The sequence below is a fragment of the Marimonas arenosa genome (genome assembly GCF_030848945.1).
In the GTDB taxonomy this organism is placed as follows: domain Bacteria; phylum Pseudomonadota; class Alphaproteobacteria; order Rhodobacterales; family Rhodobacteraceae; genus Marimonas; species Marimonas arenosa.
In genome coordinates, this window is sequence record NZ_JANHAX010000002.1 from 309,040 (window position 1) to 320,826 (window position 11,787).

The following is an 11,787-nucleotide window of genomic DNA, read 5'->3' on the forward strand; positions in this document are numbered from 1 at the left end:
ACGCATGTATGAAACGCGCGAAGCGGCCGGAGAGGTGCTGGCGGAGGCGGTGGCCGCGCTGGATCTGACAGACCCAGTCGTGTTTGCCCTGCCGCGCGGCGGGGTGCCTGTGGCCCTGCCGGTGGCGAAGGTGTTGGGCGCACCGCTGGACCTGATGCTGGTGCGCAAGATCGGTTTGCCGATGCAGCCCGAACTGGCAGCGGGCGCGTTGGTCGACGGGCCGCCCGAGCATATCGTCTGGAATGAGTTCGTGTTGAGCGCGTCCGGTCTGTCGGAGGCCGACCTGCAGGACATCGTGATCGAGGAACGGGCCAAGAATGCGGACCGCCGGCGGCTGTGGCTGAAAGGCCGCGCGCCGATCGATGTGACGGGCCGCAGCGCGGTGGTGGTGGATGACGGCATCGCCACCGGTGCGACGATGAAAGCGGCGCTCAAGGGCCTGCGTGAGCGCGGGCCGAAAGAGATCGTGCTGGCGGTGCCGGTGGCCGCGGCCGACACGCTCGAGGAGATGCGGACGTTGGCGGAGTACGTGGTCTGCCCACTGGTGCCAGACTATTTTCGTGCGGTGGGGCTGCACTACCGCAAGTTCGGCCAGGTAGCGGATGACGAGGTGGCCGCCATGATGGCCGCACAGAACAAGGAGTGAAACATGACGTTGAAGGTCTATCTGAGCGGGGAAATCCATACCGATTGGCGTGAGCAGATCGTCGAGGGGGCCAAAGCACTGGATGTCGAATTCAGTGCACCGGTGACGGATCATGACGCGAGCGACGATTGCGGCGTGGCCATCCTCGGGACCGAGGAGAACAAGTACTGGCATGACCACAAGGGTGCGATGGTGAACGCGATCCGGACCCGCAAAGGGATCGCCGAGGCCGATGTCGTGGTGGTGCGATTTGGCGAGAAATACCGCCAGTGGAATGCTGCGTTTGACGCAGGCTATGCTGCGGCACTGGGCAAGTCGCTGATCATCCTGCAACTTCCCGAGCATGACCACGCGCTGAAGGAAGTTGACGCCGCCGCGCTGGCGGTGGCGCGCGAGCCGGTTCAGGTGGTGGAGATCCTGCGCTATGTGCTGACCGGGAAACTGCCGGGCTGACCCGTTTCGGGGTCTCACAGACCCGCGGTCGGCTGCAGCGGGGCGAGGGCGCGCGCCTTCGTGTTTTGGGGCCGCGTGGCCCCGCTTCGCTGGTGACGCAGTGCGGCATCGGTCCAGGGAAAGCCGTTAAGGTTCGAGGGCGGCGGTGGGGTGTCGCCGGTCCAACAGCAGTGACGCGAGGTGCCGAACCGCTGCGTCGAGGGTGGCCTCGTCGAACCCGGCATAACCTAGCACGAAGCCCTGCTGAGGACTCTTCGTGAAATATCGCGACAGCGCAGGCAGCGTGAGCCCGGCGGCGGCCGCACGGGCCGAGATCTCGGTGTCCGACCGGGTCAACCCGGGTCCGGGGCGGGCAACGAGATGCATGCCCGAGGGGTCAGGTGTGACGGCCAGGAGATTGGGCATATGTGTCTCCAACGCGGTTAGAATGGCCTTCTGCCGCCGCGCGTAAAGGCGGCGCATCTTGCGCAGATGGGCGGCGAATTCGCCGCTTTCCATGAAGCTGGCCAACGCCGGCTGAGGCACCAGCGAGGCGCCCGGATGGGTCGCCAGTGGGTCCGCGAAGCGTGGCAGCAGCGGGGTTGGAACCACCAGGTAGCCCAGTCGCAGCGCCGGGCTCAGCAGCTTGGAAAACGAGCCGATATAGAGGGTGCGGCCGGCCCCGTCGAGCGCCGAGAGCGCCGGCAAAGGCTGACCGATATAGCGAAATTCGCTGTCGTAGTCGTCTTCGAAAATATAGCCGCCCGAGCGCGTCGCCCAGTCGAGCAGGGCCAGGCGGCGCGGCAGCGGCAGGGTGATGCCCAGGGGATAGTGGCGTGACGGTGTGACCAGAACGGCATGGGCCTGCGGGTGGGCGCGGGCGGCGGCGTCGATATCGAAGCCCTCGGCATCCACGGGGATCGGGCACGCGACAAGCCCGGCCGCATGCATCGCAGCCCGCATCGGCGCAAACCCAGGGTCTTCGCTCAGCACGGTGTCACCGGGTGAAAGCAGCGCCTGCGCCGCGAGATCGAAGGCCTGGGTCGCACCCGAGGTGATGAAGATTTGCCCGGCCGACACCTCGAGCCCGCGCCAGGCCGAGAGATGTGCGGCAATGGCGGCACGCAGGGGCGCGTACCCGGCCGGGTCGGGCAGAGCCAGCAGCGCCGGGTCGGGTTTGCGCCAGGCGCGTTCCAGGTGCCGGGCCCAGAGCGTATGCGGGAAGGCCGAGAGGTCGGGCATGGCCGGGTGAAACGGCAGGGGCGCGCGCGGCATGGCGGGCTCGGGGCCAGTGGCGGGTGTGGGCGCAGGGGGTGCAATATGCGGCAGGTCGGCGGCAACGAAGGTGCCGGCGCCGCGTCGGGTTTCGAGGTATCCCTCGGCTGTCAGCTGGTCGAGCGCGGTGGTGGCGGTCATCCGGCTGATCGACAGCTCGCCCGCCAGCGCCCGCGAGGCCGGCAGCCGCGCGCCAGGCGGGGCGGTTCCGGTCAGGATCATCCGTCGCAGGGCGTCCGCCAGTTGCACATGCAGCGGCGCAGCGGCAGTGCGGTCGAGTGACAAGGCATAGAGCGCCGTCTGAAAATTGGACCGGGAATGTTTTTCCAAATTGGACATTTCAAACAGTCCAATAGCGGATCTATCTGAGGCTAGACAAGCCCGGATGAAAGGATGCGCCATGACCGCGCCCACCGACAGAACCCGCTTGCGCCGCGCCCACGAGCGCGGAGCCTACGACACGGCCAGCCTTCACGCGGTGCTCGACGCCACCTGCATGTGCATCGTGGCCTATGTCATCGACGGTAAACCCTATGCCACGCCGACGCTGCACTGGCGCGAGGGCGATCATGTCTATTGGCACGGGTCGTCCGCAAGCCGGATGCTGAAGCAAAGCGCGGGCCAAGAGGTCTGCCTGACGGTCAGTATCCTCGACGGCTTCGTCATGGCGCGCTCGGGGTTTCACCACTCTGTCAACTACCGTTCGGCTATGCTGTTCGGGCCGGCTTTCAAGGTGCCCGAGGACAAGAAGGAGGCGCGGCTGTCGGCGTTTATCGACGGGCTCTGGCCGGGGCGCGCGGCGGTGCTGCGGCCGAACAATGCGCAGGAACTGAAGGCGACGACGGTGCTGGGAATGCGGATCGACGAGGCCAGCGCAAAGGTCCGTGACGGTGCCCCGGTAGACGACGAGGAGGACTATGCCCTGCCGATCTGGGCCGGGGTGATCCCGGTTGAAACCCGAGCGCTGGAGCCGGTGCCGGATGCGCGCAACCTGCCGGGGGTCGGTATGCCTGAACACATTCGCGGCTTTGAATTCCCAAGAAAATAGGGGTCTTACGCTTAGGGCCTGTGCCGCTTTCGATCCTCCAAGTGCCGGGGGCAGGGTGCAAATCCGGGGCAAAGTCGTTACCCTCTCAACTCAAGGGGGCGAAAATCCGACCCCCCTGCAACAGGAAACGCGGCGGGGTGAGGAGCCGTTTCCGGCCCCGTCCGGAAGGAGGGAAAATGTTTCGCAAGATCATGGTGCCCGTCGATCTGGCGCACGAGGCCGGGTTGACGCGGGCGCTGAGCTGCGCGGGCGATCTGGCCCGGCACTACGGTGCCGAACTGGTCTATGTCGGAGTAACGGCGCCAACGCCAAGCGCCTTGGCCCACAATCCGGCCGAGTTCGAAAGAAAGCTCGAGGCCTTCGCCGCGGCTCAGGGAGAGACCATCGGGGTGAACGCAACGGCGCATATGGCGATTGGCCACGATCCGACAACCGATGTCGATGACGCTCTTCTCAGGGCGGTGGATGACACGGGGGCGGACCTGGTGGTGATGGCGAGCCACATCCCGACCCTGACCGATTATGTCTGGCCGTCGAACGGCGGCAAGATCGCGGCCCATGCCAGCGCATCGGTGCTGGTGGTCCGGGGCTGACCAGCTAGCCGGACAGGACAACGCAAGAAAGGGAGGCCTCAGCATGGCCGAGGAAACGACAAACCAGGGTATCCCGGAGCCCGAGGGCGCGGCGGATATCATCGAGACCGACTACCAGATCGGTCAGGACAACATCGAAACCAAGATCGGACCCTTCGGGCTCGACATTCACAACCCCGTCTTCCTGATCTCGGGACTTTCCATCGTCGCCTTCGTGGCCTATGCGCTCTTCGCGCAGGACAGTGCCAATGCGCTGTTCAATGGCTCGGATGTGAGCGACACATGCCTCAAGGGCTCGTTCTGCGATCTGGGCATGCGGGCCTGGCTGACCTCGAAGCTCGACTGGTTCTTCCTGTGGTCGGCCAACATTTTCGTGCTGTTCTGCCTGCTTCTCATCGTGACGCCGTTCGGATCGGTCCGGCTGGGCGGATCGGACGCGACGCCGGATTACAGCTATGCCGGCTGGTTCGCGATGCTTTTTGCTGCCGGCATGGGCATCGGGCTGATGTTCTTCGGCGTGCTCGAACCGGTCTACTATTTCGGCACACCATGGGGCGATCAGCCTTTGGGCGCGGTCCGGCCTTTCGGCGAGGATGGCGCCCTGATCCCGGAGAATGTCGAAGCAGCCAAGCGCATGGCGCTGGCCGCGACGTCCTATCACTGGGCGCTGCACCCCTGGGCGATCTACGCGGTGGTGGCGCTGGCGCTGGCGTTGTTCAGCTATAACAAGGGTCTGCCGCTGACCATCCGTTCGGCCTTTTACCCGATCTTCGGTGAACGGGTCTGGGGCTGGGTCGGCCACATCATCGATACGCTGGCGGTGTTCGCAACGCTGTTCGGGCTGGCCACATCGCTGGGCTTCGGCGCGCAGCAGGCCAATGCCGGGCTGGAATACGTCTATGGCATCCCCAGCAGCGTAACGGTGCAGGTGATCCTGATCATCGCGATCACCTGTGTTGCGCTAATTTCGGTGCTGCGCGGTCTCGACGGTGGTGTCAAGGTCCTGTCCGAGATCAACATGGTGATCGCGCTTCTTCTGCTGGTCTTCGTGCTGTTTGCGGCCGGCGCCGGGCAGATCCTGTCGGATTTCGTTATGGGTATCGGCGCCTATTTCCAGGAAGTGATCCCGCTATCGAATCCGCACGGCCGAACCGATACCGGTTACATGCAGGGCTGGACCGCGTTCTATTGGGCGTGGTGGATCAGCTGGTCGCCCTTTGTCGGCATGTTCATTGCCCGTGTCAGCCGTGGCCGCACAGTGCGTGAGTTCGTGGTCTGTGTGCTGCTGATCCCCAGCCTTGTCTGCGTGTTGTGGATGGCGGTGTTCGGCGGGGCTGCGATCGACCAGGTGATCTCGGATCCGGCAGGCAGTGCGGTTAAGGCGCAGGTGATCGACAGCTACAACCCGCCGCTGTCTTTGTTCGCGATGTTGGAGAGCCTGCCGCTGGCTGGCATCACCTCGACCATCGGGATCATCCTGGTAATCGTGTTCTTCGTCACCTCGTCGGATTCCGGCAGCCTGGTGATCGACACGATCACCGCCGGCGGCAAGGTCGATGCGCCGGTGCCGCAGCGGGTGTTCTGGTGCACCTTCGAGGGGCTGGTGGCGATCGCGCTTCTGATCGGCGGGGGGCTGGGCGCCTTGCAGGCTATGGTGATCTCGACGGGTCTGCCGTTCACCATCATCCTGTTGATGATCTGCTACGCGATCTTGCAGGGGCTCAGGGCGGAAAAGCGCTGAACCCAGCCGCAGAAACACCTAAGGGCCCCGACGGACGGGGCCCTTCTTTCTTGTTAATCTTCCAGGGGATCACTCTCGCGGGGGGATGTTGATGGCGCGCTGGATCGCCGGACGGGCGTTGAATCGCTCGAACCAGGCCAGCACGTTGGGGCGGTCCTTCCAGCCGATCTCGGACTGCACGCCGTAATGCGCCAGCGCCCGCATCCACGGCGCGGTGGCGATGTCGGCGATGGAATAGACGTCCATCAGCCAGTCGCGCCCGTCGAGCCGCTGTTCCAGCACGTCCAGCAGGCGTATGGTTTCCTTCTGGTAGCGTTCCAACGGCCGCTCATCCTCGATATCGGCACCGCCAAAGGCAAAGAACCAGCCGAGCTGGCCAAACATTGGCCCGATGCCGCCCATCTGGAACATCACCCACTGGATTGTCTGGTACCGCCTGATCGGGTCGGGCGAGAGGAACTGGCCGGTCTTTTCCGCCAGGTAGAGCAGGATCGCGCCGGATTCGAACAGGGCCAGCGGCTGTCCGCCAGGGCCGTCGGGATCGATGATCGCGGGGATCTTGCCGTTGGGATTGAGCGACAGGAACTCGGGGCTTTTCACGTCTTCGTCCGACAGCGTCACCTTGTGCCACTCGTAGGGCAGGCCGGTTTCCTCGAGCATCGCCGACACCTTGATCCCGTTTGGCGTCGGGAAGGAATAGAGCTGAAGGAGGTCGGGGGTCTCGGCTGGCCAACGGGCATTGATGGGGTGATCTGTGACGAATGACATGGGCTTCCCTCGTTGCGTTTCAGGGGGAAACATAGCGCCGAATTCCCGGATGAACAGTTCGGAAAAAGGGTTAGCCTGTGCTAAGGTTGAAATGCGCGGGACACCTGCAACCGAAGCCGGGCCCGACAGACAAGGAGTGAGGGAACATGATCAAAGAGTTCAAGGATTTCATCGCCAAGGGCAATGTCATGGACATGGCTGTCGGCATCATCATCGGCGCGGCCTTCACCGCGATCGTCAGTTCGCTGGTGGCGGACCTGATCAACCCGATCATCGGTCTCTTTACCGGCGGGGTCGATTTCACCAACAACTACGCCGTGCTGGCCGGCGAGGTGCCGGAAGGCGCAAGCCTCGAGGCGGCGCGGGAGACCGGTGCGTCGGTCTTCGCCTATGGCTCGTTCATCATGGCCGTGATCAACTTCCTGATCATCGCCTGGGTGGTGTTCATGCTGGTCAAGGCGGTGAACAAGGCCAAGGACGCGGCAGCGAAGGAAGAGGAAGCTGCCGCCGAGGAGGCGCCGGCCGGTCCGAGCGAGATCGACCTGCTGACCGAAATCCGAGACGCGCTGGCCAGCAAGTAAGACTGCGACAGGTTGAAGAGCAAGGCCCGCCCGTTCGGCGGGCCTTTTGCGTTGCTGCGCGCCCGAGGGGTTTGACATAACACAGAGATTGCTTCGGCCTTGTCGTGCTAGTCTTGAGAAGAGCCAAAAAAGGAGGACGTGGCATGTTTCGACTGCTGATTTTTGCAAGCGCCGCCATCCTTGCCGCCACCATGGCGTGGGCCGGCGAGGTTCGGATGGTGAATAGCCCCGGTGACGGGTTTCTCAACCTGCGTAGTGGGCCGGGCAGCGATTTCGCCATCATCCTGCCGATGAATCACGGCTCTCTGGTCGAGGTGCTGGAGACCAAGGGTAACTGGCGCCGGGTTCTGCACGAGGAGAGCGGCGCGACAGGCTGGGCCTATGGCAAATACCTGGCACCGTTCGAGGGCGGCGTGCCGATCAAGTTCGTCTATTCGCCGGGTGACGGGTATCTGAACCTACGCACCGGACCGGGCACGGGTTTTGCCATCATCCGGCGGATGTACAATGGCGATGCGGTCGAGATCGTCGAGCGTAAAGGGTCCTGGGTACGGGTCTATCACCAGTCGGGCGCCGAGGGCTGGTGTTCGGAGAAGTACCTGCGCAACTAGGTGGTTCGGCGCGAACCAAGACGGGCGAAGCGGCACGTGATCGCGGCGCTGACTGGCAGAGCTGGAGGCGTCGATTTCTGTTTGACAGGGCCGGGCCGCAACGATAGATGGGCCTGCGTGTGAATGGCGTGGTAGCTCAGCTGGTTAGAGCACAGCACTCATAATGCTGGGGTCGGCGGTTCAAGTCCGCCCCACGCTACCACACGAAACCCCTGAAAGTGATCCGAAAATTGACGGAACGTCCCGCTGCGTGCAGCCTTGTCTTGCCGGGGTCTGCGTGGAACGCTGTGCGCGGAACCGAAGGGGAGAGATCCATGGGCAACCCGATTCTATGGACGCCAAGCAACGCGCGCGCCCAGGCCTCGTCGCTGGCGCGGTTCATCCGCTGGCTGGAGACCGAGCGCGGGCTCAGCTTCGCCGATTACCACGCACTTTGGGACTGGTCGGTCAGCGATCTCGAGGGGTTCTGGACCGCGATCATCGCCTTTTTCGACCTGCCGGTGCAAGGCTGGCGCGAGGTGCTGCCCGAGCGTAAGATGCCCGGGGCAGACTGGTTTCCCGGAGCCACGACGAATTTTGCGGCGCAGATGTTGCGCCATGCCGAAACCCGGCCCGATGACACGGCCCTGATCCTGCAATCGGAAACCTTCGATCGGCAGGAACTGAGCTGGAGTGAACTGGCGGCGCGGGTCGGCGCGGTGCAGGCCGGGCTGCGCCGGATGGGGGTGCAAAAAGGGGATCGCGTCGTGGCAATCCTGCCCAACACCCCGGATGCGATGGTGGCGTTTCTGGCGGTTGCCGGACTGGGGGCGATCTGGTCGCTCTGCGCCCCGGATATGGGCCATGTCGCGATTCTCGACCGCTTCCGCCAGATCGAGCCCAAGGTGCTGATCGCGCAGGACGGCTATGTCCACGGCGGCCGACAGATCGACAAACGGACGGTGCTGGACGAAATCGCGGCCGAGCTGCGCAGCATCGATCACAAGGTCATGGTGCCGGTTCTGGGCGAGGTGCCGACAGGCTGGTCGGCCTGGTCTGCGCTTTCGATCGAACCAGGGGTGCCGGAAACCGCGCCAGTCGCCTTCTCGCATCCGCTGTGGATCGTCTATTCCTCGGGCACTACCGGCAACCCCAAGCCCATCGTGCATGGCCACGGCGGGGTGTTGCTGGAAGGGGCGAAGCAAAGCCTGCACCAGGATCTCGGGCCCAAAGACCGGTTCTGCTGGCTGACCTCTTCTGGCTGGATCATGTGGAACGCGCAGTTTGCCGCGCTGGGGCAGGGGGCGGTGGCGGCGATGTTCGACGGCGCCCCGAACCATCCCGACATGCTCGCCGTCTGGCGCATCGTGGCGCAGGAGAAGATCACCTATTTCGGCGCCGGGGCGGCGTTTTTCATGAGTTGCGAGAAGTCCGGGGCACGGCCGGGCGCGGCGCTCGACCTGTCGGCGCTGCGGTCGCTTGGGTCGACTGGTTCGCCGCTCAGCCAGGAGGGCTACGACTGGATCTATCGCGAGGTGAAAAGCGATGTCTGGCTGGCGCCGATTTCTGGCGGAACCGATCTGGCCGGGGCTTTCGTCGGCGGCAACCCGATGATGCCGGTGCGGGCCGGTGAGATGCAGTGCCGGTTTCTCGGCAATGCGGTGCGCGCCTTTGACGACGAGGGCCGCGAGCTGATCGGAGAGGTGGGCGAACTGGTCTGTACCGAGCCGCTGCCGTCGATGCCGCTCGAATTCTGGGGCGACGAGGATGGTTCACGCCTTTTCGAGAGCTATTTCGACACCTATCCGGGGGTCTGGCGCCATGGCGACTGGATCGAATTCACCGAGACCGGCGGCTCGATCGTCTATGGCCGCTCGGACGCGACGATCAACCGACGCGGGTTGCGGCTCGGCAGTTCGGAGATCTACCGCGCGGTCGAAGGGCTGGACGAGGTACTCGACAGCCTGGTGATCGACCTCGAGTTCCTTGGCAAGGAAAGCTACATGCCGCTGTTCGTGGTCTTGCGCGAAGGGCTGACGCTGGACGAAGGGTTGAATGAGCGGATCAACGGCGCGATCCGGGCGCAGGTGTCGGCGCGGTTCCTGCCCGACGAGATCGTGCAGATCGACGAGGTACCGCGGACGCTGTCGGGCAAGAAGCTGGAAGTTCCGGTGAAAAAACTGCTGCTGGGCGGTGACCCGGAAAAGGTGGTGAACCGCGACTCGATGGCCAACCCGGCAAGTTTCGACCGGTTCGTGGCTTTTGCGGCGGCGCGCCAGGGTGGCGGCTGACCCGCACGCTCCCAGTTGAGATTGGAGATTGATCACGGACCGGTATCGACGCGGCTCGCATGGCCCTGCGCGGCTTGGGGTCAATCGGGTGATGGCCTGCGACGAGCCAATGTCCACCCCCTTCGCCGCGGCCGAACAGTCGTTCAGCCGGCGCTGGCCTCGACGCCCATGGCGATGGCGATGAAAAAGCAGACCGAGGCGGTCAGCACCAGGCCGTGCCAGATGGCGTTGGAGAACTTCAGGTTTTCCCAGACGTGGAAGGCGACGCCTACCGTATAGAGCACGCCGCCTGCCGCGATCAGCACCAGCGCGCCCACTGGCAGGATGGCAAACAGCGATCCGGCCAGCAGCACCGACAGCCAGCCCATGATCAGGTAGAGTGCGATGCCGTTGCTGTTCGGGTTCTTCCAGAAAAACAGCTTGGTGACCATACCGACTCCTGCCAGGACCCAGACCGTGACCAGCACAAGATAGGACGACAGGCTGCCCACCATTACCACCAGCGGCGTGTAGGTGCCGGCGATCTTGAGATAGATCGCGGCATGGTCGAGCCGCCGGAAGGTCGGCCGCAGGCGCTCCCACGGTGTGAAATGATAGATCCCCGAAGCCAGGAACCCTGCGGTCAAGGTCAGCCCATAGAGTGTCAGGGCCAGCGTCTGGCCACCATGGACCCGGTCCCAGGCCCAGAGGATCATCCAGATCGTGCCGGTCAGCGCCCCGGCGATGCCAAGCACGTGCAGGGTGGCATCGGCCACCCGTTCCGACCGGGCATAGCTGGGATAGGCGGGTTCGTTCTGCGTCATGGCAAGAGCGTAGCGCGTGATCCCCCGGCTGCCTAGCTCTTAAACCGAAGGGATGGCGGGAAAGCGCTGGTTAACGTTAGGGAAACGCCGGGAAAATCCGGGCTGCAACCGGCAACCGACGTCAGGGCTTGTTTTGCCAGGTCAACCGGAACGGAACCTCGGCCGGGCCTTTTGCACCCGGGGTCACGATCTGGCCAGTGATGCCGTCGTCGGTCACCGCGGCCGTCCACGTGCCGTCGATCGGCACGGTGCGGTCAAAGGCGGTGCATTTCTTGCCGGTAAAGCCGGTGACGCGGGTCCTGATCGTGAGCACGCCAGCAACCGTCGTTTCGGCGCGTGCGTCGAAATTGGCGGACAGAACGATGTTGGAAATGCTGGCCCAGTCGCCGCAGCCGAACTCATTCGGCCGGTTCACCTGCACGCTTGCCCGGCCGTCGAGGGTGTCGGTTTTCGGGTCATGCGTCAGGCTGAGTTCGTTGACTGGCACGGCGCAACCCGGCTTCAGACCGTTGCCAAGACAGACCACCGCCGGGTCGAAACTTCCCTTGGCGGTTTTTGCGCTGCTAAAGATCGAAGGAATTTCCCTGGTCGGGTCGATGCCCAGGGCCCGCAACGCGTCGTCGTCGAGTAGCCCAAGGGCGGCGGCGCGGAAGCGTTCGATCGTGTTTTCCTGCCTGACCACGTGAGGAGAACCGGCCTGGAAACCGGCCTCCCAGCCGCCAAGGCCGCGCTCCACAGCGTCGAACAGGCAATCGAACATCTCGCGGTTGCCTGCAGCATCGTCGAGATAGGGTGCCTGCCGGGACAGAATGAAACCATCGGCCTCGGGCGCGTTCGTATCGTTGTGGATATAGCGAAACTGCTCGATCAGCCTGGAGGTTTCGTAGGATGATTTAACCTCTTCCGCACTGAGCGTACATTCGGCGGCAGCGGGCAACACTTTCAAAACGAGGGTGAGGGCCGCGGCCACGATTTTTGGAAATCGCAACGCCATACTCCTTCCGACCTTTGATCTGGAC

The 11,787-nt window shown here is 64.1% G+C and carries 12 protein-coding genes and 1 tRNA gene; 9 read left to right on the forward strand and 4 right to left on the reverse strand.

Annotated features, from left to right (window positions below):
• Positions 1–4: 4 nt before the first annotated feature.
• Positions 5–646 carry a phosphoribosyltransferase gene (locus tag NO357_RS07765; protein ID WP_306735067.1) on the forward strand — a complete coding sequence of 214 codons (642 nt, stop codon included), beginning with the start codon at positions 5–7 and terminating at the stop codon, positions 644–646.
• A gap of 3 nt (positions 647–649) precedes the next feature.
• The gene (locus NO357_RS07770) at positions 650–1,099 is read left to right on the forward strand and encodes a YtoQ family protein (RefSeq protein WP_306735068.1); all 450 of its coding nucleotides are present in this window, start codon (positions 650–652) and stop codon (positions 1,097–1,099) included.
• A 126-nt stretch (positions 1,100–1,225) separates the two neighbouring features.
• On the opposite strand, the gene pdxR is transcribed toward NO357_RS07770, so the two are convergent.
• The gene (gene pdxR / locus NO357_RS07775) at positions 1,226–2,692 is read right to left on the reverse strand and encodes a MocR-like pyridoxine biosynthesis transcription factor PdxR (RefSeq protein WP_306735069.1); all 1,467 of its coding nucleotides are present in this window, start codon (positions 2,690–2,692) and stop codon (positions 1,226–1,228) included.
• 61 nt (positions 2,693–2,753) lie between these two features.
• Between pdxR and NO357_RS07780 the strand changes: the two genes are divergently transcribed.
• From NO357_RS07780 to NO357_RS07790, 3 genes are all read left to right on the forward strand, one after another.
• Positions 2,754–3,401, forward strand: a complete 648-nt coding sequence (locus NO357_RS07780; protein ID WP_306735070.1) for a pyridoxamine 5'-phosphate oxidase family protein — start codon at positions 2,754–2,756, stop codon at positions 3,399–3,401.
• A gap of 176 nt (positions 3,402–3,577) precedes the next feature.
• Positions 3,578–3,994, forward strand: coding sequence for a universal stress protein (locus NO357_RS07785; RefSeq protein WP_306735071.1), 417 nt, complete (start codon positions 3,578–3,580; stop codon positions 3,992–3,994).
• Positions 3,995–4,037: 43 nt separating this feature from the next.
• Complete coding sequence (locus NO357_RS07790) at positions 4,038–5,735, forward strand: BCCT family transporter (RefSeq protein ID WP_306735072.1); 1,698 nt, start codon at positions 4,038–4,040, stop codon at positions 5,733–5,735.
• A gap of 69 nt (positions 5,736–5,804) precedes the next feature.
• Here NO357_RS07790 and NO357_RS07795 read toward each other — a convergent pair whose 3' ends face one another.
• Positions 5,805–6,503 carry a glutathione S-transferase family protein gene (locus NO357_RS07795; protein WP_306735073.1) on the reverse strand — a complete coding sequence of 233 codons (699 nt, stop codon included), beginning with the start codon at positions 6,501–6,503 and terminating at the stop codon, positions 5,805–5,807.
• A gap of 146 nt (positions 6,504–6,649) precedes the next feature.
• On the opposite strand from NO357_RS07795, the gene mscL reads away from it, so the two are divergent.
• The 4 genes from mscL (at position 6,650) to NO357_RS07815 (ending at position 9,965) form a co-directional block, all read left to right on the forward strand.
• Positions 6,650–7,084, forward strand: coding sequence for a large conductance mechanosensitive channel protein MscL (mscL, locus tag NO357_RS07800; protein WP_306735074.1), 435 nt, complete (start codon positions 6,650–6,652; stop codon positions 7,082–7,084).
• 143 nt (positions 7,085–7,227) lie between these two features.
• On the forward strand, positions 7,228–7,695 hold the full coding sequence (locus NO357_RS07805) for an SH3 domain-containing protein (RefSeq protein ID WP_306735075.1): 468 nt from the start codon (positions 7,228–7,230) through the stop codon (positions 7,693–7,695).
• Positions 7,696–7,820: 125 nt separating this feature from the next.
• A tRNA-Met gene (locus tag NO357_RS07810) sits at positions 7,821–7,897 on the forward strand.
• A gap of 112 nt (positions 7,898–8,009) precedes the next feature.
• Positions 8,010–9,965 carry an acetoacetate--CoA ligase gene (locus NO357_RS07815; RefSeq protein ID WP_306735076.1) on the forward strand — a complete coding sequence of 652 codons (1,956 nt, stop codon included), beginning with the start codon at positions 8,010–8,012 and terminating at the stop codon, positions 9,963–9,965.
• Positions 9,966–10,108: 143 nt separating this feature from the next.
• Here the strand turns inward: NO357_RS07815 and trhA are convergent, their stop codons facing one another.
• Together trhA and NO357_RS07825 are read right to left on the reverse strand one after the other, a co-directional pair.
• Positions 10,109–10,768, reverse strand: a complete 660-nt coding sequence (gene trhA / locus NO357_RS07820) for a PAQR family membrane homeostasis protein TrhA (RefSeq protein ID WP_306735077.1) — start codon at positions 10,766–10,768, stop codon at positions 10,109–10,111.
• A gap of 121 nt (positions 10,769–10,889) precedes the next feature.
• Complete coding sequence (locus NO357_RS07825; protein WP_306735078.1) at positions 10,890–11,756, reverse strand: hypothetical protein; 867 nt, start codon at positions 11,754–11,756, stop codon at positions 10,890–10,892.
• Positions 11,757–11,787 lie beyond the last annotated feature (31 nt).

Bases quoted from the DNA above. Each gene is read 5' to 3' on its own strand.
- NO357_RS07795 (WP_306735073.1), bottom strand. From the start codon at position 6,503: ATGTCATTCGTCACAGATCACCCCATCAATGCCCGTTGGCCAGCCGAG.
- NO357_RS07785 (WP_306735071.1), top strand. From the start codon at position 3,578: ATGTTTCGCAAGATCATGGTGCCCGTCGATCTGGCGCACGAGGCCGGG.
- mscL (WP_306735074.1), top strand. From the start codon at position 6,650: ATGATCAAAGAGTTCAAGGATTTCATCGCCAAGGGCAATGTCATGGAC.
- pdxR (WP_306735069.1), bottom strand. From the start codon at position 2,692: ATGTCCAATTTGGAAAAACATTCCCGGTCCAATTTTCAGACGGCGCTC.
- NO357_RS07805 (WP_306735075.1), top strand. From the start codon at position 7,228: ATGTTTCGACTGCTGATTTTTGCAAGCGCCGCCATCCTTGCCGCCACC.
- NO357_RS07815 (WP_306735076.1), top strand. From the start codon at position 8,010: ATGGGCAACCCGATTCTATGGACGCCAAGCAACGCGCGCGCCCAGGCC.
- NO357_RS07780 (WP_306735070.1), top strand. From the start codon at position 2,754: ATGACCGCGCCCACCGACAGAACCCGCTTGCGCCGCGCCCACGAGCGC.
- NO357_RS07790 (WP_306735072.1), top strand. From the start codon at position 4,038: ATGGCCGAGGAAACGACAAACCAGGGTATCCCGGAGCCCGAGGGCGCG.
- trhA (WP_306735077.1), bottom strand. From the start codon at position 10,768: ATGACGCAGAACGAACCCGCCTATCCCAGCTATGCCCGGTCGGAACGG.
- NO357_RS07770 (WP_306735068.1), top strand. From the start codon at position 650: ATGACGTTGAAGGTCTATCTGAGCGGGGAAATCCATACCGATTGGCGT.
- NO357_RS07765 (WP_306735067.1), top strand. From the start codon at position 5: ATGTATGAAACGCGCGAAGCGGCCGGAGAGGTGCTGGCGGAGGCGGTG.